Source organism: Halorubrum shenae, from assembly GCF_051194165.1.
GTDB lineage: Archaea > Halobacteriota > Halobacteria > Halobacteriales > Haloferacaceae > Halorubrum.
Window position 1 is genome coordinate 14,458 of the sequence record NZ_JBLZNI010000020.1, and the last position, 22,805, is coordinate 37,262.

The window sequence follows — 22,805 nt, forward strand, 5'->3', positions numbered from 1 at the left end:
ACTGCGCCTTTAACCCCCAACGTGAAAGTTACTTCCCCTTTTCTACTCCGTTGACGCCGATCCGTATACGCGATTCCAGCCGAAGCGACTGCTATCGCGGAGGCGTGCGCTCCGAAACGACGCACCTGAGAAGGGAGTATCCGACACCCGATCGAGAGCCGTAGTCGGCTCGGCGATCGGATCGAGTTCCGATCCGGTCGTAGTTCACTCACATAATCACAATAAGAATATATCCCGGGGTCACGAAGAGGTGGATGGCATGCGGGACTAAAGAGGGTCCCAACCACTCTGCGCCCACATGCCAAGCTACCCTTTGGGTAGTTTTCGACCGACACGACGACCTTTCAGATGATTTCCAACAACTCGGACGACACGCGGTCAACCGCCGTCGACCAGCTCGAAGCGTTCGGCCTGAGCGCCTACGCGGCCAGGACGTTCGTCGCGCTGGCCAGTCTCGGTGAGGGAACGGCGAAAGACGTGAGCGCGCTGGCGGAGGTCCCCCGCACACGCGTCTACGACGCGACCGCCGAACTCCGAAAGCTCGGCCTCGTCGACGTCCAGCAGTCCACCCCCAAGCGGTTCACCGCGGTGTCGGCGGAGACCACCGGTCGGCGGTTCCGCAGGGAGTACACGCGGCGGGCGGACGCGCTGACGGAGGCGCTCGGCGAGATGGAGCCGGTGACACCGAACGCGGAACAACGCGGCGTCTGGACGGTCACGGGGCGAGAGATGGTGTCGGACCGGGTCGTCGAGTTCGTCGACGACGCGAGCGACGCCGTCGTGCTCGTGACCCTCGACGCCCTCTTGACCGACGACGTCGTGGACGCGCTCCAGAGCGCCGCCGACCGCGACGTCGCAGTCCACGTGTCCGGGATGGACTTCTCAGCGACCGACTCGGACGACGATCGCCTGCCGGACGGGTGCGGACTCGACTCTCCCCGGGCGTGGAGCGGAGTTCCCGCCGGGCGACTCCTGATGGTCGACCGTCGTCGGACGCTCGCGAGCGTCCTCGTGGACGGGGAGGATGAACACCCGTCGGGCGCGCGCGACGAGACGGCAATCTGGGGCGCCGGCGAGAACAACAGCCTCGTGGTCGTTCTGAAGGCGATGTTCGGGTGGCTCAACGGCAACATCGTGTAGCGAACCAAGCTGTTACCCGTATCCTCACAAACCTTCTTTAGCGTCGGTGATATAGTACGTCTATGATGAAGCGCATAGATATCACTCGGAGACACGTCGGACGAGACGTCGCCCCGTCTCAGGGTGTCGGAAGACAATGACATTCGATAACGCGAGCCCGACGGAAGGCACAGAGACTGGAGACTCGTCGGAGACCGTTCAGACCGCGTGGGACGGTTCGAACGCCCCGAGTACGGCCGTCATCGAGGCGGTCGCGGCCGCGAAGGGACAAGATGCGATAGAGATGCCTCCCCTGTACGACGCGTTCGACGTCGATGCCCTGGATAATCTCCTGACCTCCGGTGGGACGGCGGTGGAGGGGAACATCGCGGTCTCGTTCAGGTACAACGGGACCTACATCTGGGTCGACAGCGGTGGCATGATCGAGGTCGACCCGGACGAGGCGCAGTCCGAGTAAGTCCAGGCGGGGCTTCCGAACGCGTCCCGAGACCCTGTGACCTCAGAAGACAGCCGTGACTTGAAGGTAGACGACGTACCCGAACACCGCGAAACAGACCGCGACGAGCGCCCGAATCGGGAGCCACCAGCGTTCCCCGCTCTTGGTCGGTGCGTACAGCTGCATGGCCGACAGGAGGCCGATAAAGGAGACGACGAAGAAGTTCTGCGGGGTGAACGCGCGGATCGCGACCAACACGCCGAGCGACGCGAGCAGCCACGCGATCAGCGTCACGAGGAACCCGGCGCGGTGTTCGGAACCCATTGAGCGAGGTACCACCTCGATACGGGTTGTTATATCAGTGCTAACCGGCGGGTCGTGACGGCCGCGCCAGAACGCGTACCGGCCCAGACGGGAACTGCGACGACCGGTCGCGAAGCCGAGGTCGTGAAGCCGACGCGGGCCACAGCGCGAGCGAAACGCGGCCCACGGCGTGATCGAAGCGCGGTCCGGCGCCGAGCGGCAGCTCGTTATCACGGGTATTACTACACGGACGAGGTTACTGTGTCGAGATAGGTACCGTCCGTGGGCATTCTCGTCTGTGACCCCGTGGGCTGCCGGATCTCGATACGATATGTACGACGACACCGAGACGACGTGGACAAAGTGGCTGGCAGCCGTCGGGACCGCCTGTCTGTTGGGGACGGTCTGGATCCTCCTCCGGGTCCCGCCCGCGACCGGCTACGAGATCTCGATATACCGCGCGTACCCGACGCTTTTCTGGGTGTTGCTCGTCGCGACGATGTTCATCGGCCAGCTCGTCGTGCTGCTGGCCGGGACTGCCGACGACCGTGGTGCCGCGGATCTGCTCCCCGGCGCGGCACTCGTCGTCGTGCCGGGATTCCTCTTGGTGTTGCTTCCGTACGTCCGCGGCTACCCGGTGTACGGCCGGGGTGACGTGTTGACACACGTCGGCCTGTTACGGGACCTCCCCGAATTCGGGATCGCCGTGAACATCTACCCGCCGACTCACATCCTCACGCAGGTGCTGGCGGCCGCGACCGGGCTGCCGGAGATCGGTACGATCAATCTCCTGCAGCCCGTGTTCCTGGCCGTCTTCCTCGGCTCGATGGCGCTTCTGGTCGGCCACCTGTTCGACGACGCCCGGCGACGAGCGTTCTGTCTGCCCCTCGTACTGATTCCGATCGGCGGCTCGGCCCACGTGACGGTTGTTCCGTTCATCCTGAGCGTCCTCCTCGCTCCCTTCCTCCTGTATCTCCTCGTCAAAGAGCAGGGGTCACACGCGGTCCCCGTCCGCGCGCTGGTGTTGATAGCGCTCGTCGGCGTCGTGGTGTACCACCCGCTGACGGCCGTCTTCGCGCTGGTCGCTCTCGCGACGTACAGCGTCTTCAACGGGCTTCCGGGAGTGCGGGCACACTGGAGCGGTCTCCCGAACATCACCTCACTGGCGACCGTGCTGTTCGTCGCCTGGTACGTGAAGTACGCCGGGATCGTCATCCGCTTCCGAAACGTCGTTGATGACTTGCTGGGCCCGGCCGGTGGCTCCTCTCCCCTGCAGTCCACCACCGAGACCGTCGAGCGCACGTCGCCCGATCTGGCCGACCTGCTCACCGTCATTCTCATCAGGTACGGTACCGACGTGCTGATCTTCGGACTGGCGTCGGTGTTTCTCGCCATCGCGGTCGCGATGTGGTACTACCGGAACGAGCGGCCCGCCGTCTTCACGCTCGCGTACGGGAGTACGATGATTTTGTTCGGTTTTATGGCGGCCCTCTTCTTGACGAACGACCTCATCGCCGGGTTCGGTCGGCCGCTCCTGTTCGGGAAACTGTTCGCGCTGCCGTTCGTCGGGGCGCTGTTCCACCTCGTCTGGCAACGGTCGGACACCATCGAGGTGCGCACCGTCGTCAGCGTCGCGTTCGCCGGGCTGTTGCTGGTGACGGTCCTGCTGCCCATGTTCGGAATGTTCACGTCTCCGATCGTGTTCGACAGGAATCCCCAGGTCACCGAGATGGAACTTGACGGGACGGAGTGGCTGTTCGAGAACCGAGACCCGGAGCATCTCATCGATGAGCAGGGCATCAAACAGTACCGGTTTTACCACCGGTACTACGGGGTGAACCAGCCGAACGAAACGATTCGCTGGGGCGGTGCGTCGCCGCCGGACCACTACAACTACACCGTCAACGAGCGGCTCGGACAGAGCTACGACGACGACAGATACCTGCTGTTGCCGAGGCTCGGTCGGATCACGTATCCGGAACGGTTCCCGGACTACCGCGAGCAGTGGCGGTTCGTCCCGGAGGACTTCGAGCGGCTCGAAGTCGACCGGTCAGTCAACCGCGTGTACGACAACGGGGAAGTGAACGTGTACCTGATCGAGTCCGAACCGACGCCCGAGGAGGCCGATGACGAGACCGCCGAACCGGCGCTCGGCGAAGCCGACGGCGACCCCGCCGCTCGGCTCCGAGACGATCCGAAATGATTCCCTATTAACGGCGCCTTAACGGCGCCTTAACAGCTCCTCTGAGAGGACTGTTCACCCGCGTAACCGTCCCTTTTGGCTGGAATCGGCGTTCGTCGGTCCAGTTGGTCAGTTGAACAGTCATCAGACGATGAACATATAATAAACGATACATTTATAGCGGTTAGTAGGTGATTACCAGTTGCAATGGCACACAAGCTGGCACACAACGGCGGTAGCGACCGCTCCGCGGCTGCAGCGGATAGTGACGGAAAGCGGGAACTTAACCGGCGGCAGTACATCAAGCTGGGCTCCGCGACAGCGGCGACGCTCTTGATCGGCGGCGCGTCGGCCGGCGGTTCGATGGGCGCGACGACGGACACCGGCGACCTCTTCTGGACCGACTTCAGCGAGGGATCGCTGTGACGGTTCTGAACGTCCAGGATTTCGGCGCGGTCGGAGACGGGACGACCGACGACACCGCCGCGATCCAAGACGCGATCGATGCGGCAGGCGACGGCGACGAGGTGTACGTCCCCGCGACCGGAAGCTCCTACATCGTCGCGGGCTGGGAGCGGATCATCGACGTCGGGCCGTCTGAGGACAATGTCCGGCTCTACGGCGACGGAGAGGGGAGTCGGATCGAGTACGGCGGCGGCAACGGCGGACGAAACGTGTTCATGATCAGCGTCGATCCCGGTGACGACGGCCTCAACGGGTTCGTGCTGGAGGACCTCACGCTCGACGGCGGACTCGGAAGCGTCGAGGGGGACCCGAACGTCGCCGCGGGCGTTCAAGTGCACGGCCCCGGCGCGGGCGCTGAGGGCAACGTCGACATCGCGATCCGCGACGTGCGGGCGACGAACTGTTACGGAAACGGGATCGACGTTCGTTCCGCGGGGACGACCGTCACGAACTGCACGGCCGAGAACAACCGGCAACACGGGTTCGGGATGCACACCGGCGGCGACCCGTTCCAGGATCCGCCGGTCCGGTTCGAGCGGTGCCGCTCCTACGGGAACGCGTTCGGCGGGGGATACTACGGCATAGACCTGTCGGGCGGAAAGGGCGTGGCCGAAGACTGCGTGGTCCACGACAACGAGGGCGCGGGCGCGATCAAGTGCTCGGAGGGGGCCGACCGGATGGTGTACCGCCGCTGCCGGCTGACGAGCAACGAGGGACTCATCTTTCAGAACACGGGCGGACGGGGGACGACCGTCGTCTTCGACCAGATCGTCGCCGAGAACAACGCGAGCTGTATGCGGCTGACGGAGGACGGCAGCTACCGGATTCCGGCGGGCTCCGAGCTGCTGCTTGCCGACAACGGACCGGACGTTCGCGGTGGGGTCTTCCTCACCGACGACGCGGTGTTGGAGGCCGGCGACGCGACGCTCTGGATCAACGGGCAGACCGGGGGCGCCGGCATTAACGCCAGTTCCAGCGGAGCCGGGAGCCGCGTCGGGACGTACTACCACGCGAACAACGAGGACGGAGCGATCTCGAACGATCAGAACATCTCGTTCGGGACGATGGCGACCGACCTGAAGACCGACCTCGACGGCGTGCCGACCGCCGACCAGGTCGGCGCGTGGACCGATGGCGGCACCGACACCGGCGGAACCGACGAGACGACCGACGAGTCGGCGTTCAAGGCGTGGACACCCCGCTGGGACGCCGACGCGAGCGACTGGGGCGTCGTCGCGGGCGACGAGTACGAGGGCGGGCACGCGCTGCTGTACGATCACGACGGGACGAGTCCAGCTCGACGGGCGATCTCCTGGGACGCCGCCGGAACCCCCTCGGATGTCGAGGTCCTGGATAAGGTTCGGGTCCCCACCTTCGAAGCCGACGGCGACCTCGGGTACCACGCGCGAGTGCACCTCCGGTCGTCGTACGACGGCGGGGAGGAGCTCGGCTACTGGCTCGAACTGGAGGACGCCGAGGACACGTTCCGGCTGGCCAAGTACTCCGCCGACGGGATGGCGACAATGGCCCGGTTCGGAGCGCCCGCCGCGGGCGCGTTCTTCTACCGGCGGTTCCGCGCTGAGGGGGACCGTCTGCGAGTGAAGGTGTGGGAGGCGACCGAGCCCGAACCCGACGCGTGGGACGCCGACGTTACCGACGCGGATCACGCCGATGGGTGGGTCGGCCTCGGTTCCTACGACCCGGGCGCGTTCCAGACCGACGTGCTCGGCGTCGCGACCGACGGCGGAACGGTCCAACTCGAGACCGGCGGGTCGAGCACCGACGAGCCGGCCCCCGACGTCGACCCCGAGGTCGTCTCGTTGGAGGCCCGGGACCTGACGGCCGACGCCGCGACGCTCGCCGGCGACCTCCGCGATCTCGGCAGTTCCGACGAGGTCCGCGCGCGGTTCGAACTACGCGTCGCGGGCACGGACGCCTGGACGACCGTGGGCGGCGAGACGCTGGGGTCGCCGTCGGAGTTCACGCACATCGTGTCTGGGCTCGACGCGGACACCGCCTACGAGTTCCGCGCCGTCGTCGACGGGGACAACACGACCGTTTCCGGAGAGGCGGCCTCGTTCTCGACACTCGCCCAGGCGGTCGGGAACGACGCGCCGACGATCAGCCAGTTCGACGTTACCGACCGGAGCGGGAAGACGTGGACGCGATTCGATGTCGACTGGGCGGTGACCGATGCCGACGGCGACCTCGACGCGGTCGTCTCGACGCTCGAACGCAACGGCCGAACGGTCGCCGCGGAGAGCACGACCGTGTCGGGCGAGTCGGCGAGCTACACCCACGTACTCCGCGTGCGTGGGAAGGTCGATTCCGTCCACCTCTGCGTGAACGACACGTCGAACGCGACGGCGACGGACGAACACCAGATCTAGATCGGTCGACAGAGCGCCTGATGGCCCGCGGCGTCGAACCCGCGGTCCGGGCGTTTGGATCTCCCTAACTATTCATCGCTGGCCCCAAACAGTAGTTAATGATCAGTCGCCGTCGAGCCCTCTCTCTGCTGAGCCTCTCAGCCGTGGCGCTGGCGGGCTGTAACACGAGAGACGGACCAGTGGACGAGCGCCCGTCGGAGCCACCCGAGCCGGGCGCGGGGGAGGTCCCCGAGGACGCAGTCCTAGACATCCGCGACTTCGGGGCCGTCGTCGACGGGACGACCGACGACACGCAGGCGGTCCGGGACGCGATCGGCGCCGTCGGCGAGGGCGGCACCGTCTACTTCCCGGCGGGGACGACGCTCGTGTCGGCAGACGACAAGACGGAGGAAAAGGCAAAGGCGATCAAGGTCCGCGGCGACGACCTCCCGGACGACGTGACTTTCCGCGGTGACGGCGAGGAGTCTGTGGTCCGGCTCGCCGGCGGCCACGTGGACAACCACGGGCTGTTCTCCTGGAAGCCGGAGGGCGGAATCGTCGGACACGTCATCCGCGATCTGACGGTCGACGGCAACCGACACGAACAGCCCGCCGACCCCGAGAACAACGATAACGGACTGAACCTCGCCGTGGAGCAGGCCGACAGCGACGGTTCGACGGTCGACATCGCGTTCCGCGACGTGTGGAGCGTCGACGCCAACACCGAGTGTTTCACCTTCCTCCAGGGCGGCTGCGTCGCGGACCGATGCACCGCCAGCGGCGCCGGAAAACACGGGTTCGGAATCGACACCTACCACAAGGTCGGCCCGGTCCTGCCGCCGGTCGTCGTTCGGAACTCCCACGCGTACGACTGTGACATCTACGGAATCGACTGCTCCGGGGGAACGACGCTCGTCGAGGACTGCGTGCTCGAAGAGAACGGGTGGGGAACAAAGACGACCGGGCAGGTGTTCGACGCCACGTTCCGCCGGGTACGGCTGGCGAACAACGATAACCTCGGGTACCAGCGAAACGATACGCCGACTGAGACCGGCGAGACCGCGACGGTGAGTCTCGACCAGGTGGTAGCCCAATCGAACGGCGGTCAGGGGTTTCGCTTCGGGCGCGACACCAAGTACACGGTCGGGACCATCACCGCACTCGGGAACAACGGCACTAGCAAGGCGGGTGGAAATATCTCGATCATGGATAACGCGGCCGTGAACGCCGACGAGATCCGCTCGTTCAACGCCAAGCTTGGTGCCGGTATTCTCTACTGGAGCTCCGAGTCCTCCACGATTTCGCTGTACGTGAACTTCGGGAACCAGAGCGGTCCGTTCGACGGAGACCTCGAGAAGCTCGTCGTGCGCGCCATCGACGTCGACGTGCCGAGCAACGTCGTCGACTCACTTACGCCCAGCTCGATCCCGGACTCGTCGGAAGTCGGCGCGGGAACGGGCAGCTGACGAGGGGAGACAGTCGGGGCGCTCTGGAACCGACCGACTCCGACGAGTGGTGACGACGCCGGGCGGGCGGAGTCCGTCCACGCGGCGATCGAACCCGGCTCTGTGACACGGTCGAGTGAGCGGTTCGTCGGTTTTGACGTCTTACACACGAAGCGATCCCGACCGCGCACACTCCGATGTCGCGCCGATGTCGGGTTAGCGGATGTATATACATAGCCGGCGGGCCCGATGGACCCAGACATGGAACCATCACAGCGCGACGATCGACCCCGGACGGCGAACCGCAACGCCTGGTCCGCCCGGGCGGCATGACGTGATGTTTGACAGCAGCAGCGGATTCTCACGCGGTCTCACCACCGGAGTCTCACGCGGGCGCTCCGTCGCCCACGCCGCGCGGCGACAGCTCCCGGCGCTCGCGGACACCGGGAGCGACGAGGAACACCTGTCCGCGGCGGTCGACTGGCTGTTCCGGAGCCAAGACGCGACCGGCGGGGGCGGGTCGGCCGCCACGTACAACCTCCTGCTCGGGTGGGAGGCCCCGTATCCGGAGACGACCGGCTACATCGTTCCCACCCTGTACGCGTACGCCGACGAACACCCCGAGAGTGACGCGTTCGACCGCGCGACCGCGATGGCCGAGTGGCTCCTGTCGGTCCAACGCGCCGACGGGAGCTTCCCCGAGGGGACCGGCGAGACAGGGGACCCGAACGTGTTCAACACCGGACAGGCCGTCTTCGGGCTCGTCGAGGCGTATCGCCGGACGGGCGAGGAGCCGTACGCCGACGCGGTGCGCGCCGCCTGCGACTGGATCGTGGTCGCGCAGGACGATGACGGCGCGTGGCGACAGCACGACTACGCGGGCGAGGTGCACGCGTACGCGACCCGCGTCGCGTGGGCGCTGCTGGAAGCGGCGTCGGCCCTCGACGACCGCGTGGAGGCCTACCGAAACGCGGCGAGGCGGAACCTCGAGTGGACGTTGGAGAGCCGCCGGTCGAACGGGTGGTTCGAGAACGCGGCGTTCGTCGCCGGCGACGATCCGGACCTCCACACGATCGCGTACACGATCCGCGGGCTCTTGGAGGGCGGCGTCCGGCTTGACGACGACGAGATGGTCGACGCAGCGAAGGGGTCCGCGGACGTGCTCTTGGAACTCCAGCGGCGGACCGGCCCCCTGACGGGGACCTACGACGCCGACTGGGACGGGACGTGGTACCACTGTCTCACCGGTAACGCCCAGATGGGGCTGGTGTGGCTCCGGCTCTACGAGCTAACGGGAGACGCGGAGTACGCGGTAGCGGCCCGGAACGCGGCCGAGTTCCTCAAGCGCCACCAGTCGCTGGACGGGCCCGACCCCGTACGCGGAGCGATCCCGGGGTCGTACCCGCACGTCGGCGGCTACCTGTACCTGCGATACCCGAACTGGGCGACGAAGTTCTACGCCGACCTGCTCGCGGGGCTCCCGGACGTCCCGTCAGCCGAGGGGAGCGTGACCACTGAAGTGGCCGAGGCCGGCGAGACGGTAGCGACCACTGAGACGGCCGCGACGGCTTGGGAGACCGCGATCACCGGAGCAACCGCGGTGGACGACGACACCGCCTTCCGAGTCTGTCTCCTGTTCGACGGCGAACACACCGAGCGGTGGGTCGCGGACGCGATCGAGACGATGCTGGCGGAGACGAACGCCGAGATCGCTCTCGTCGTAATCAACGAGGACGCCGGACTGCTCGGGAGCGGGAACGTGAAACGCGGGCTGAAGTACCCGGCCTACGCGGTCTACTGGATCGCGTCTGCGCTGCGCCCCCGGCGGTCGGCGGCGGAGCGGTACGACGACTCGGTGCACATCTCGACTATCACCGGCGTCGACGACGCCGAGTGGATCCGGACGTACCCGGCCAACGTCAGCGGGCTCTGGAACGAACTCCCCGACGCGGTGGTCTCTGAGATCGGCGCGCGGTCGGACGTGGTGTTCCGCCGCGGCTTCGGGTTGGTCCGCGGCTCGCTGCTCTCGGCCACCGAGTACGGCGTCCTCAGTTACCACCACGGTGACCCCCGAGCCTACCGCGGCGGTCCAGCCGGGTTCTGGGAGTACATGCACGACAAGGAGTCCGCCGGCACGATCGTCCAGTCGCTGAACGACAATCTCGACGCCGGGGTGATCCGGTCGTATCGCGACGTCGACATCGCCGACTGCGACACCCTCGACGAGATCCGCCGCGAGCTGTACGAGGGGTCGACCGGTCAGCTGGCCGACGCGGTCGAGGCCGTTCAAGACGAGGGTCGCGACCCGATGGTCGTCGACGACCTCGGTCCGGTGTATCATCCTCCAGACCTCCGCGAACTGGCCGCGTACGCGCGGAAGCGCTTCCGATGAGCGACCGACTGGAGACGCGGCGATGAGCGACAGACTAGAGACGCTGCGACGGGTCCCGTTCGTCCTCACCGCCGCGCGGTCGGCGGGAAAGCTGGTTAATCACACGCTCCCGGATCTGCTGCGGCCCGAGGTCGACGCCGACGCGCTCGACCGGTCCGCGGTCGATCCCGCGCTCGCCGCACCGGGGACCTGTCTCGGACCGGGTGCGCGCGACGAGGCGGATCTGCCGCTGACTCCAACGGAGATCCCGGCCGCGCGGAACCCGGCGTTCACCGCCGAGGACGTGACTGACTTCGGCGCCGTCGACTTCGTCGCCGACCCGTTCATGCTCCCCGGGTCGGACCGGTGGCACCTCTTCTTCGAGGTGTGTAACTACGCTCGCGACCCGGACGCCGTGATTGGCCACGCGACGAGCCCCGACGGGCTCCGCTGGGAGTACGACCGCGCCGTGTTGAACACCGGCGAGCACCTCTCTTTCCCCTACGTGTTCGAGTGGGAGGGAACGCGCTACATGGTGCCCGAGGAGGGCGGAGCGGACGGGCGATCGATCCGGCTCTACGAGGCGACGGATTTCCCAAGCGGATGGGAGCCCCGCGCGACCCTCGTGTCGGCGGGCCACCGCACCGACGACACGGTCCTGTTCAGGTGGCAAGACCGCTGGTGGCTGCTCGTCGGCGACGGCGACGTGAGCGGGTTCCGAGCGTACCACAGCGACTCGCTCGTCGCCGACGACTGGGACCCACACGCTGACAACCCGATTGTCACCGACCGCCCCGCCGCGTTCCGCCCCGGTGGGCGTCCGATCGTCGGCCCTGACGGCGTCGTCGTCTTCTTCCAGGACTGCGAGCGGCGGTACGGCGAGGCCGTCCGGGCGTTCGAGATCACGGAGCTGAGCCCGGAGACGTACGCCGACGCGGAACGACCGGAGTCGCCGATTCTCGAGGGAACGGGGGCCCGGGTCGGCTGGAACTCCGGTCGGATGCACCACATCGATCCGTGGTTCGTCGACGGTCAGTGGCTCTGCGTCGCCGACGGCAACATCGCCGGCAGCGCGGTGTTCACCGGTCGCCACTGGACGCTCGGGATGTACGGCGGAGGCTAATCGCGGCGCTCACCGGCGAACCACGTCAGCGACCCGAGAGGTGAGCGTCGCGGCCATCCCGAGCCCGTTGGCGACGAACGGCTGCGGGTCGTCGGCCGAGAGGAGGTCGAAGTTCGGGTTCCGGTACAGCGAGGTCGCCAGCGCGACGACCTCGCGACCGATCGGCGGCGGGTCGCCGTGGCCGTCGGCCCGAAGGACGTTGTAGAGGTACGCGAACTCCCCGCTGAGCAGGTGCGAGCCGACGCCGACGCGGTATTCGGGCATGCCCCCGTCCGGGCGCTGCCCGGCGGCGAGGGCGGCGTAGTGGCGCGGGAAGTCGACGCCGGCGTGAACCGGCAGCGCCAGCGACCCCCAAAACCGAGGGTTGATCTCCATGAGCCTGAACGAGCCGTCGCGCGCGTCCCGCCGGAACTCCACCATCGCCGGGCCGTGCCAGTCCAGCGCCGACAGGAGGGCGGTCCCGTGCTCGCGCAGCGCCTCGATATCGACCGCTTCCCGGTAGACGCTCGCGCCGCCGGTGTAGGTAAAACTCCGAATTCGCTCGTGTTGGAACGTCGCGACCGGCTCGCCGCGGTCCATCAACGCGAAAAAGCCGTACTCCCCGTCGCTCGGCACGAACTCCTGTGTGACGGGCACGTGCCCCATCTCGTCGACGACCGACTCGATCGGCGGTCGCTCCCCGGCGTCGAGGACCCGGACGTCGGGCTCGCGGGACCCCTGTCCGTCCTCGTCCACGACGATGGTGTACCGCGGCTTGACGACCAGCGGGCCGTCGTCGTCCGGCCAGTCCGTGAGCAGCCGCGTTCGCGGGATCGGAACGTCCAGGTCCGCTGCGACCGAAAAGAGGGTCCGTCGGTCCTGCGCGCTCCGGAGGGTGTCGAAGTCGGGCCACACGGGGTCGAGGTGTTCAGAGAGCTCCTGGCGACGCGACGCGAGCGCGTACGCGTCGGCCTCGCGCAGCGGGAGGACGGTTATCACGTCGTCGCGCGCGGCGAGGTCGACCAGCGCGTCCGCGTACCCGCGCATCGACTTGATCGGATCGGGAACGTCGATGGCCTCCGCGCAGTACTTCGACGAGACGGCCGGGGACCGCTGGCCGTCGCACGCGAGGACGGGTGCGACTCCCGCGCGGGCGAGCGATCGAACCGCGACGACGCTGCTATGGGTGGCGATCGCCGGGACGACCGCCGCCGGGCGGTCGCCGGTCATCGCTCCGACTCCAGCGTCTCGGCGAGCCCGTCCACCGCCCGGACCACGTCGCCGTACAGCGCTCGGAACCCCTCTAACCCCTCGCCGTACGGGTCGCTGATCTCGTAGCCCTCGCCCGAGAAGATCCCGAGAAACCGCGTCTTCTCGTCGAGGTCGCCGAACTCCCGGCGGAGGTCGGAGTAGTTGAGCAGATCCATCACCACCACGAGGTCGCTCCGTTCGAGCAGCTCGGTCGTGACCGGCTTCGACCGGTGGTCGGAGAGGTCGACGCCGAACTCGTCGGCCACGTGGACGGCCTCGTCCGGGCTGGCGCGGCCGGCCGTCGTCTGGAGGCCCGCGGAGTCGGCGGAGAGCCCGTCAAGTCCTCGGTCTGCGGCAACCGATTTGAGATACCGCTCCGCGAGGGGGCTTCGGCAGATGTTCCCGTAACAAAGGAACAGCACGTTCGGGGTCGTCGACGCGGTCCCGTTCGGAAGCGACGCGTCGAGGACCGACGGCGAGCGTGCGAGCGCAAGACGCAGGCGCTGGGTTTCGATATTGGCGTGGTTGCGTGCGGCCGAGAGGTATGGGTGGATCATTGGCGGACAGGTTGGTGGTGGATCACTGACGGACGGATTCTGTCGGGCGGGCGAACCGGTCGCGGCGGTAGATATCGAAGAAGAACGCCGGCGGAGGCTTCGTTACTAAGACGATAATTCGCAGATGACGCGTTCGGTCGACCGACTCGGGGTCCGTCGAGCGGTCGATAACCGGTGGATACCTTTACCGACTCCGAGCGGAGGGACGGTCAAACCGACTCGAATGTACTCCATCCTCGCGAGCGCCGTCAACCACCCGGACACGATCGAGCGCTACAACGGCCTGTTCAATCACCGCATCCTCCGCTCGCTCGCGGAGGCCGGCGTCGGCGTGAACGTCGTGTCGCCTCGGCCGTTCGCTCCGCCGATCGGCCCGTACGCCGAGTACGGGTCGATCCCGACCGTCGAGGACTGGGGGGCGTACGACGTTCACCATCCCCGGTTCTGGTACCTGCTTCCCAAGCGGTTCTTCTACGGGCTGGCCGGCGACTCCTTCGCCCGTCGGGTTCCACCGTACGCGGATCGGACGTTCGATCTCCCCGACGTGGTCCACGCCTGCCACATCTACCTCGACGGGTACGGCGTCCTTCCGTACGTCCGCGAGCACGACCTCCCGCTGTTCGTCGTCGCTCACGGGACGATCCTCAACTCGTACGACGACCACACTCGCGGGGTCCGACAACGCGTCCGCGAGACCTTAGAGGAGGCGACCGGCGTCCTCTGCGTGAGCGATGCGCTCGCCGATCGCGCGCGAGAATTGACCGACGCGGCGACGGTCTCAACCGTTCCCCTCGGCGCCGACCCGGAGCGCTTTCCGGTCGACCGGCGCGAGGAGCTCCGGCGCGAACTGGGCGTCGAGCCCGACGCGACGGTGGTGCTCTTCGTCGGGCAGTTTCTGGCGCGGAAGGGGGTCGAAGAGGCGATCGAGGTCGTCCGGCGCGTCGACGACCCGGACGCGACGTTCGTCTTCGTCGGCCACGGCGGCGACCTCGCCGACGACGTGCGCGACGCGCTCGCGGACACGGGACGGTCGCCGCGGCTCGTGTTCGACGGCCTCCCGCCGGTCGCGCTCCGCCGGTGGTTCGCGCTCGCCGACGCCCTGTGGCTCCCGAGCCACACCGAGGGCCGCCCCACCGTCATCTACGAGGCGATGGCGAGCGAGACCGCCGTGTTGGCGTCGTCGGTCGGCGGAGTCCCGGAGCAGGTGGTCGACGGCGAGACCGGCCTGCTCGTCGAGCCGACCGACGTCGATGGGCTGGAAGCCGGCCTCCGGTCGCTGCTCGCGGACCGGGAACGCACCCGAGCGATGGGACGGGCGGGCCGCGACCGGCTCCTCGAACAGGGGTGGACGTGGGAGGCCCACGCCGAGCGGGTCCGACGACTCCACGAGGAGGCGATCGAATGACGGACTCGGCGGGCGAGCAGGCGCCCGTCGGTCCGACCGGCTCGGACCGCGAGTCCGCCGACCTCTCTATCCTCGTCTTCACCTCTCATCGGCCCGAGGAGGTCGTCGAGCCGCTCCGCGAGACGGATCTCGACGTGGCCGTCGTCAGCGTCGACGGCGGGTCGCTCCCCTCGCGGGTCGTGACCACCGTCCGGCGGACGCGGCGCGCGCTCGCGGCGCACGAGCCCGACGCGGTCCTGCTCGACTGCTACGAGGCGATGGGCGCGCTGGTCACGCTGCTGGCTGACCGCCGGGGCGTCCCCGTCGTCGACCGGCTCGTGGGGGACACGTGGCTGCGGTTCGAGAACGGGATCCGAGAGGCGAAGAGTGAGGGGGAGTGGGGGCGTGCCGCGGCCTACCGCGCGATCCTCGGCGTCGACGAGTTCGTCTTCTCCCGCGCGAGCGGGTTCGTCGTCGTGTCGGACCAGCTCGGCGAGGTCGTCCGGCGACGGACCGGGTGCCCCCCGGAGCACATCGGGAACGTCCCCGTGCCGGCGCCGGGAGGCGGAACGGAGGCGATCACGGGGGCGGTCGCGGAGACGGTCGCGCCGACAGACGGTGGGGACCGGTTCGGCATCGACGCGGATCGCGTCCTGCTGACGGTGACGAACCTGACGTACCGAGCGAAGCTCCGTGGGGTCGAGACGGTGCTGGAAGCGATGCTCCCGCTGCTCGAAGCCGACCCGGACCTCGCGTACGTCGTCGCCGGTGGCGGCGAGTACGCCGAAGAGCTCCGCGAGACGCTCGACGACCACGTCACAGACCCCGATGTTCGGCGGCGGATCCGCGCGCTGGGGTTCGTCGACGGCGTCGCCGACCTCTACGCGCTGGCGGACGTGTTCGTCTACGTCTCGTACCTCGACGGCTACCCACGCGTCGTGTTAGAGGCGCAGGAGGCCGGCCTCCCGGTCGTCGCGAACGACGCGTTCGGGATGCGCGAACAGGTCCGAGACGGCGAGAGCGGCTACCTGATCGACCCGGAGGAGACCGGCGCGCTCCGCGAGGCCGTCTCCACGCTCCTCGCGGAGCCCGAGACTCGACGCCGATACGGGGATCGCGGTCGCGCTCGGGTTGCGCGCGAGAACGCACCCGAAGCCGTGGGCCGACAGTTAGAGACGTTCCTCCGACGGCTGGTGGCGGAGATCGGCTGAGAGGGGCCCGCGTTCAGCCGGATCGATCTGAGTGGTACGCGGCACGGTATCGCTGTCTATTGAGGACTTCTTACTGACTGGGCGTTGATACGTCTGCCCCCGGCCTGTAGACGAACTTAAATAGGACCACACGAAACGGGAATAATCACCTCTTAATGGACCCTCCATCGACTGTCGACGTCGACTCGGATCCGCGCGTAACTGGCGAGTACGTGCGTCAAATACCGGGTAACGTCGAAATAACACTCGTCGGAGTCGTCCACGACCACCCGGCGAGTACGTACCGCGTTCGACAGGCGGTTACGGAACTCGATCCGGACGTGCTCGCGTTGGAACTGCCGCCGATTTCGATCCCGCTGTTCGAGCAGTACGCGAGCACCGATCGATGCCCGCCCGTCTTCGGCGGCGAGATGAGCGCGGCGATTCAGGCCGCGGACACGGCCACCGTCGTCGGCATCGACCGACCGACAGCCGGCTTCTTCCGACGGCTGGGACGGACCCTGCTTCGGGAACGGCCGTCGCTGCAGACGGTTCGAAACGTGGTCTCGGACGCGTTCAAAACGACGAAACACGCGGTCACCTGCCGTGCCGCGGCGGCCGTCGGCGAACGCGCCTCGATCCGGGTGGAAGTCGACTCCCCGGTCGCTCACGACATCGACTGGGCGGACGCGCCCGACGACCAGGCGCGCGACGAGCGCACGCGGATCCGTCGCTCCAACTCGTTCATGCGTGCGTTTCGGACCGCGAGTCGCTCGCGGGCCTCCCAGCTTGAAGACGCGGCCAGAGAGGAGGAGATGGTCGATCAGCTCGTCCGGCTCCGGGACGCGGGCGATATCGTCGCCGTCGTCGGCATCAGCCATCTCGACGCGGTGGCCGAACAACTGCACTCGATCGGTGAGGTGGCCTCGACAGACGGCGGCCGCGATCGCTGAACGGCAGATCCTCAGCGGTGTGATTCGATTTTGATCAGCGGGCTTCCGTTTTTGTCCGCGGTGATAGTCACCGTCGTCGTGTCGGCCTCGAACTGGAGGGTCATCTTGAGATTGCGTTCCTGAAAGAGTCCGTCGAGCGCGTCCGTGTTGATATCTTCGCTGATTATCCACTTTTGTTCGATCACGTCCTCGTCGTGAGCCTTCGCGATCGCCGTTACGACTTCGGTACTCAGCTCTTCGGTTTCGTCCGGCTCGTAAAAGTACTCACGTGTATCACCCATGCTTACGGATTAGTTTCGACGGCAAAATAGCTATTTATCGAATCGTGTGACCGTTGAGTTTTACGTACTGTAAGGACAAAATACGTGAGCCGTCGAGAGTTTCATCGAAACCAGACTGCCGTAAGACGAGTCTATCGAGTCCCCGATTTGGCTATTACGTTTATAACTATATGCGCACGAGAGAGACGACTAATCGACATGGAGCGAGATCACATAACTGACGACGATGAAGGCAAAGCGGTCGTCGACTCTCACGGCGAAAAGATCGGGATGATCGCGGAGGTCAAATCCGGGACTGCGTACGTGAACCCGGACCCGGGCCTCGCTGACACTCTCCGCTCGAAACTCGGGTGGAGCGAGGCCGGCGAGGACGACTATCCCCTCGAGGAGGGACGCATACACACCGTAACCGACGACGAGATCCGACTCAAGGACACGTTCTAAGGCGACTCTCACCGGCGCGTGGAGTCTTTTTCAGCGTTCGATATCGAGGGTACGTGGCACAGATCGGTTGATCGGTTATTTATAAGCGATCGATGGCGTTGTCGTGAACACCTCTGAAGCCACAGCCGCTTACTTATAAGTAGTTGACAGCATATCGACGGTGAACACCGGTCAAACCCGGTCGCTGGCGCCCCGTTTAGTTATAACCGATCGCCGCCGTCGATCAGTGGCGTCCGTCTTGACTGCACTTGGATCGGCATACAGCGGCGACCGAGGCCTTCAACGGAACACCCCGTCTCAAGTCTTCGCCTACCCGTCGTCCGAGTCGATCGACAGCAGCGTCCGCAGCTCCTCGCCCGTCGGTTTCGTGACCGCGATCATCGGCCGGAGTCGCTCTCGACCGTACCCGGGGAAGTAGGGAGACTCCGTGAGTCGGACGCGCTCCGTCCCGGGGAACCGAATCGACGCGATCCGCTCCCCGTCGGCGCGGATCGCGAGCCACTCAGTCCCGGATCGAAGCTCGTTGTCGGGGTCCGGATCGGCGTCCGACGCGGCGTCGGCGGGCGCCACGGGCGACCCGCTCACGTCGACGTCCGGGTGGAAGTGGTAGCGGACCGTGTACGTCGCGTCCGGATCGCCTGTGACCCGGTCGATGATCCGCCAGCCAGGCCCCGACCCCGCTCCCGCTCCCGACGCCGACTCCGCCCCTGACGCCATCGTCGCCACCGACCGCCGGTGTTCGTACGAGGGCCCGCCGAACGAGCGCCGGGCGTGGCTGGCGGCGATTCTGTCGGGCTCGTCGGCGTCGACAGTGACGGTCGTGCGCTTGCCCAGCATGTAGCTGCCGGCAGTCGGGATCGGCTCGATACTCCCGTACTGCGCGGTGTTGTGAGCCGCCACGCTGCGGGCGTACTGGCGGCGCTCGTTCGCCCCGTAGTCGTACACGCCGGTGTCCGCGAGCACCTGTCGGCCGTCGATCCACAGCAGGACGCCGAGCTGGTCGTTGTGCGAGTGCGCGGGGAGGTGCGGCGGCCCCACGTCGCCGACGTCGAAGAGGAGGGTCCCGTCGCCCGTCGAGAGCGGTCGGTAGCCGGAGCCGTCGGGGTGGTGCCGCGACCGAACCGTCGGCGTCAGCGAGCAGGCCCGACAGTACGCCAGACAGGAGGCCGCGCGGATCGCCTCCCCGTGGACCGAGTCGTTCAACAGGGGAATCGTTCCCGAGGGCTCGACGAGCGACGAGAGGAAGCCCATCGCGTGTTCGGCGACCGTCCCGAGCGCGGTCGTCGGGAGCCCGACCGCGGACACGAGGTCCGTCGCGGTCGCGTAGCGCCGGAGGACCGTGACGTGATACATCGGGCTCCGCTCGAAGTGCCCGCCGTCGGCCAGGAGCTGTTCGGTTCCGGCGCGCTTGAGCACCGTCCGCCCCGACTGCACCCACCCGGTGTCGTGGTCGCGAAAGAGCACGCCCGCCGCGATCAGCGCCGCGGCGTTCTCGACCAGGTGGTTGCCGCCGATCTCGTGTTCCACGTGGTTCGCGAGGAACAGCGCGTTCCGGTAGATCATCCGCACCAATCGGTCCGGAACCTCGGTCTCGTCGTCGCCGTCACACCAGGCGACGTAGCGGGACCAGCCGAGAATCCGGAGCGATACCGAGTGAGGGGTCCACGACCGGCGGAGATACGCTTGCTCGCCGATCGGGTTCGACGCGTCGAAGTCGTACGCCTGCGATTCGAGTCGCGACCGCACCGAGTCGAGTCCCGACGGCGACTCGTGACCGAGCACGAGCCACTCGAACCCCTCGAACGAGGCGAGTTTGAGCCGCCAGAAGATCGGCCGCTCGTCGATCTCCGGACGGTCCCAGTCGATGCGGTCGCCGAACGCGATCGTCTGGTCGAGGAACGTGTATCGCCCCTCTGCCGCCTCGTCGGCGGCGGTGCGGTAGTCCGCGCGCTCGACCTCCGAGAGGCTCGCCCGGAGCCGGTCGAGATTGGCACGGATCGGGTCGGGGGTGATCGAGAGATCGTCAGGGATCTGTCGGTCGTACCGCTCGTCGAAGTCGGTCGGAAGCCGCGGAACGACGGCGTGTCGGAGCCGGCGTTCGAGGATGCCGGCGAGCTGGACCGGTTTCATGTTGCGGATTGTGTGGGAGGCGATCGACCAGTCCTCGGGGCGTCGGAGCAACCCCTGTCCGTCGTCCTCGCCGCCGCGTTTCCGGTCCGATCCGCCGTGTCCCCCCTTCGGCGCTGCCAGCGTGTCCGCTCCGGTCGGCGCCTCCTCGCCGGCTTCGCCGGCCTCGCGCCGCTCCGCGGGCGTCCGAAACGGGTCGCTCATCGGCCGGCCACCTCGTCGAGGATCCGGCCGAGTTCGCCGGCGACGACCCCGCGGTCGTACCGCTCGACCATGTGCGTCCGCCCGCTGGCGCCGAGCGCGTCGCGGCGCTCCCCGTCCGACAGCAGGTCGTCGAAGGCGTTCGCGAGTTCCTCCGCGTCGTTGTCGACGAACAGTCCCCCGCCGGACTCGTCGATCAGCGCCTCGATCTCCCCGACTCCGGTCGCGACGACCGGGAGTTCACACGCCATGTACTCGTACGCCTTCGTCGGCACCGCGTACTCCAGCGTGTCGTCGGGTTTCAACGGGGCGAGGCCGATCATCGCGCCGTCGAGGATCTCCGGGATCGTCTCCCGCGGTACGAGCCCGGTGAACTCGACGCGGTCGCCCAGCTCTTCCTCGGCGACCAGCCGCTCCAGTCGGTCTCTCGTGTCGCCGTCGCCGATGATCCGGAGGGTCGCGTCCGGCGACGCGACCGACGACATGGCGCGGATACAGGCGTCCAGGTCCTGCGCGTGGCCGACGTTGCCGGTGTAGACGATCGTCGGCTCTCGGTCCGCGTCCGTGGGCCGAAACGTCTCGGTGTCGACTCCGTTCGGCAGGTGGGACACGGACCGCTCGTCGATTCCGTACCGGTCGACGAGGTCATCGCCCAGCACCCTCGTCGTGACGGTGACGCGGTCCGCGGTCCGGAGGACGAGCCCCTCGTACCACCTGCTGGCGCGCTCGATCGCGCCTCCGCCGTCGATGAAGCCGAGGCCGACGGCGGCGTCGATCCAGAGGTCGCGGACGTCGACGATCCAGGGCGTGTCCGACAGCAGACCGAAGGGGAGCCCGGCCAGCCCGGTGAAGATCGGCGGGGAGGAGGTGACGATCGCGTCGTACTCCCGGTGATTGACGAGCAGCCAGAGGAGGGCGTGTAGCGGGAACAGGACGTAGTAGGCCATTCGCGCGAGGAAGCTGGGATCCTCGGACGCCGGCTGCCACGCCCAGAGCCGATGGGCGGTGACGCCGTCGACCGTCTCCGTCGTCTTGCGCTTCCAAGAGCGGTCGAACTTCCCGTGGGGGAACGCCGGCGGCGGGGCCACCACTGTGACGTCCCAGTCGCCCTCGGCGAGGTGCGCACAGGTGTCGCTCACCCGCGAGGCGTTGCCGGACCGGTCGGGCGGGTAGTGCTGGGAGACGACGACGACGCGCGGGGAATCGTTCGCCATCGGTTATCGCGTCGGCGAGGCCGGTCGGGTCGGTACGGACCGCCGGCTCGCGTGTCGTTCGGTGGACTGTCCTCGATCGATCGGCTGATTGATCGGCTCAGTAACCGGGCTATCGACCGACTGATCGACCGACCGATCGGTCGGTCGTCTGCGGATCGAAGCGAGCTGTGGGTTCATGATCGGGGCGATCGCCCGCCCCGATCGGGCGCGGCGTGTCACTGTTCCGGCATACCGCTCTCGAAGGTATTGTTACGAGGTCGCTAAGTCGTCACAGAGGCCGCACTACTCGCCGCGGGTGAGCGTGTCGAGTCCCGGCGTGAGGCCGATGGTCGGCTCGTAGCCGAGTCGCTCCCGCGCCCGTGAGATATCCGCCTTGCTGTGTCGGATGTCGCCCTCGCGGGCGTCAGTGTGGACGATTTCCGAGTCGCTCCCGACGGCCTCCCGCACGCGCTCGGCGAGTTCAGTGATCGTCACCGACTCGCCCGTGCCGACGTTGTACCCCGTCCCGACCGCGTCGGTCTCGGCCGCGAGGCGGTTCGCCCGGACCACGTCGTCGACGTGGACGAAGTCGCGGGTCTGTTGACCGTCCCCGTGGACCGTTAGCGGGTCGCCGCTCCGCGCCTGCTCGAGGAACGCCTCGATGACGCCGGCGTAGTCGCCGCCGGTCTGGCCGGGACCGTACACGTTGAAGTACCGAAGCGCGACCGTCTCGACGCCGTACAGCTCGTGATACAACCGGGCGTAGTGGTCGGCCACGAGCTTCTGGAGCCCGTACGGCGAGCCGGGCGCGAGCGTCGCCGTCTCCGGCACGGGGACGTCCTCGGGGTCGCCGTAGATGGCGGCGCTCGACGCCAAGACGACGCGGGCGTCGTGCTCCCGAGCGGCCTCGAGCACGCGCAACGTCCCGGTCGCGTTGACGGAGTGGCTCTCCAGGGGGCGCTCCACCGAGTCGGCGACGCTCACGAGGGCGGCCTGATGAAACACCACGTCGACGCCGGCCATCGCCTCGTCGAGGACCTCCCGGTCCCGGATGTCGCCTTCGATCGCCCGGACGTCGTCCGGAACGTCGGTCCCCGGAGCCACGTCGAGCACGCGGACCTCGGTGTCACCGCGGAGCGAATCGACGAGCGCGCCGCCGATGAATCCGCCGCCTCCCGTAACGAGCACACGCTGTGCGTCCATGATGGCTCCCGGTTGGCCCGACTCCGGGTTTAGTAGGCGGTGCCTTTCGGGGTCGAAACCGGGTAGTCGCCGAGAGAGGAGCCGAGTTCGCCGCCCGCGACGTGCGGAACGCCAATCTCGCCGCCCGCGACGTGCGGAACGCCAATCTCACCGCCCGCGACGTGCGGCGTGGCCGTCGCTCAGTGGTTAAAAAGGGACACGGACGTTG

At 67.4% G+C, this 22,805-nt stretch carries 19 protein-coding genes; 12 read left to right on the forward strand and 7 right to left on the reverse strand.

Annotation, left to right across the window (positions count from 1 at the left end; translation table 11 throughout):
- Positions 1–348: 348 nt before the first annotated feature.
- Both ACNS88_RS15685 and ACNS88_RS15690 read left to right on the forward strand, forming a co-directional pair.
- Positions 349–1,140: a TrmB family transcriptional regulator gene (locus ACNS88_RS15685; RefSeq protein WP_435099604.1), complete on the forward strand. Its 792-nt coding sequence runs from the start codon at positions 349–351 to the stop codon at positions 1,138–1,140.
- A 136-nt stretch (positions 1,141–1,276) separates the two neighbouring features.
- A complete protein-coding gene (locus tag ACNS88_RS15690) occupies positions 1,277–1,597 on the forward strand; it encodes a HalOD1 output domain-containing protein (protein ID WP_435099607.1) in 321 nt (106 codons plus the stop codon).
- A 42-nt stretch (positions 1,598–1,639) separates the two neighbouring features.
- Here ACNS88_RS15690 and ACNS88_RS15695 read toward each other — a convergent pair whose 3' ends face one another.
- The gene (locus ACNS88_RS15695) at positions 1,640–1,900 is read right to left on the reverse strand and encodes a DUF8044 family membrane protein (protein ID WP_435099610.1); all 261 of its coding nucleotides are present in this window, start codon (positions 1,898–1,900) and stop codon (positions 1,640–1,642) included.
- Between the two features lie 310 nt (positions 1,901–2,210).
- Here ACNS88_RS15695 and ACNS88_RS15700 point away from each other — a divergent pair, with 310 nt between their 5' ends.
- The 6 genes from ACNS88_RS15700 (at position 2,211) to ACNS88_RS15725 (ending at position 11,834) form a co-directional block, all read left to right on the forward strand.
- A complete protein-coding gene (locus ACNS88_RS15700) occupies positions 2,211–4,082 on the forward strand; it encodes a hypothetical protein (RefSeq protein WP_435099613.1) in 1,872 nt (623 codons plus the stop codon).
- A 186-nt stretch (positions 4,083–4,268) separates the two neighbouring features.
- A complete protein-coding gene (locus ACNS88_RS15705) occupies positions 4,269–4,487 on the forward strand; it encodes a hypothetical protein (protein WP_435099616.1) in 219 nt (72 codons plus the stop codon).
- Complete coding sequence (locus ACNS88_RS15710; protein ID WP_435099619.1) at positions 4,484–6,916, forward strand: right-handed parallel beta-helix repeat-containing protein; 2,433 nt, start codon at positions 4,484–4,486, stop codon at positions 6,914–6,916. The genes ACNS88_RS15705 and ACNS88_RS15710 overlap by 4 nt, the downstream gene beginning before the upstream one ends.
- A gap of 179 nt (positions 6,917–7,095) precedes the next feature.
- The gene (locus ACNS88_RS15715) at positions 7,096–8,361 is read left to right on the forward strand and encodes a glycosyl hydrolase family 28-related protein (RefSeq protein ID WP_435099622.1); all 1,266 of its coding nucleotides are present in this window, start codon (positions 7,096–7,098) and stop codon (positions 8,359–8,361) included.
- A gap of 316 nt (positions 8,362–8,677) precedes the next feature.
- Positions 8,678–10,732 carry a hypothetical protein gene (locus tag ACNS88_RS15720; RefSeq protein ID WP_435099625.1) on the forward strand — a complete coding sequence of 685 codons (2,055 nt, stop codon included), beginning with the start codon at positions 8,678–8,680 and terminating at the stop codon, positions 10,730–10,732.
- Between the two features lie 22 nt (positions 10,733–10,754).
- A complete protein-coding gene (locus tag ACNS88_RS15725) occupies positions 10,755–11,834 on the forward strand; it encodes a glucosamine inositolphosphorylceramide transferase family protein (protein ID WP_435099628.1) in 1,080 nt (359 codons plus the stop codon).
- Positions 11,835–11,843: 9 nt separating this feature from the next.
- Here ACNS88_RS15725 and ACNS88_RS15730 read toward each other — a convergent pair whose 3' ends face one another.
- Together ACNS88_RS15730 and ACNS88_RS15735 are read right to left on the reverse strand one after the other, a co-directional pair.
- A complete protein-coding gene (locus tag ACNS88_RS15730; RefSeq protein WP_435099631.1) occupies positions 11,844–13,043 on the reverse strand; it encodes a carboxylate--amine ligase in 1,200 nt (399 codons plus the stop codon).
- Positions 13,040–13,621, reverse strand: a complete 582-nt coding sequence (locus tag ACNS88_RS15735; protein WP_435099634.1) for a low molecular weight protein-tyrosine-phosphatase — start codon at positions 13,619–13,621, stop codon at positions 13,040–13,042. Before ACNS88_RS15735 ends, ACNS88_RS15730 begins: the two co-directional genes overlap by 4 nt.
- Before the next feature lie 223 nt (positions 13,622–13,844).
- On the opposite strand from ACNS88_RS15735, the gene ACNS88_RS15740 reads away from it, so the two are divergent.
- The 3 genes from ACNS88_RS15740 (at position 13,845) to ACNS88_RS15750 (ending at position 17,148) form a co-directional block, all read left to right on the forward strand.
- Complete coding sequence (locus tag ACNS88_RS15740) at positions 13,845–15,026, forward strand: glycosyltransferase family 4 protein (RefSeq protein WP_435099636.1); 1,182 nt, start codon at positions 13,845–13,847, stop codon at positions 15,024–15,026.
- Positions 15,023–16,216, forward strand: a complete 1,194-nt coding sequence (locus tag ACNS88_RS15745; protein WP_435099638.1) for a glycosyltransferase family 4 protein — start codon at positions 15,023–15,025, stop codon at positions 16,214–16,216. The genes ACNS88_RS15740 and ACNS88_RS15745 overlap by 4 nt, the downstream gene beginning before the upstream one ends.
- A gap of 155 nt (positions 16,217–16,371) precedes the next feature.
- Positions 16,372–17,148, forward strand: coding sequence for a TraB/GumN family protein (locus ACNS88_RS15750; RefSeq protein WP_435099640.1), 777 nt, complete (start codon positions 16,372–16,374; stop codon positions 17,146–17,148).
- An 11-nt stretch (positions 17,149–17,159) separates the two neighbouring features.
- Here ACNS88_RS15750 and ACNS88_RS15755 read toward each other — a convergent pair whose 3' ends face one another.
- Entirely contained in the window at positions 17,160–17,429 is a 270-nt protein-coding gene (locus ACNS88_RS15755) for a HalOD1 output domain-containing protein (RefSeq protein ID WP_435099642.1), read from the reverse strand.
- A gap of 198 nt (positions 17,430–17,627) precedes the next feature.
- On the opposite strand from ACNS88_RS15755, the gene ACNS88_RS15760 reads away from it, so the two are divergent.
- Positions 17,628–17,873, forward strand: coding sequence for a DUF8593 domain-containing protein (locus ACNS88_RS15760; protein ID WP_435099645.1), 246 nt, complete (start codon positions 17,628–17,630; stop codon positions 17,871–17,873).
- Between the two features lie 309 nt (positions 17,874–18,182).
- On the opposite strand, the gene ACNS88_RS15765 is transcribed toward ACNS88_RS15760, so the two are convergent.
- The 3 genes from ACNS88_RS15765 to ACNS88_RS15775 all read right to left on the reverse strand — a co-directional run bounded on the left by ACNS88_RS15765 (position 18,183) and on the right by ACNS88_RS15775 (position 22,597).
- Entirely contained in the window at positions 18,183–20,204 is a 2,022-nt protein-coding gene (locus ACNS88_RS15765) for a heparinase II/III domain-containing protein (RefSeq protein WP_435099647.1), read from the reverse strand.
- On the reverse strand, positions 20,201–21,415 hold the full coding sequence (locus tag ACNS88_RS15770) for a glycosyltransferase family 4 protein (RefSeq protein WP_435099649.1): 1,215 nt from the start codon (positions 21,413–21,415) through the stop codon (positions 20,201–20,203). Before ACNS88_RS15770 ends, ACNS88_RS15765 begins: the two co-directional genes overlap by 4 nt.
- Positions 21,416–21,697: 282 nt before the next feature.
- A complete protein-coding gene (locus tag ACNS88_RS15775) occupies positions 21,698–22,597 on the reverse strand; it encodes an NAD-dependent epimerase/dehydratase family protein (protein WP_435099651.1) in 900 nt (299 codons plus the stop codon).
- Between the last annotated feature and the right edge of the window lie 208 nt (positions 22,598–22,805).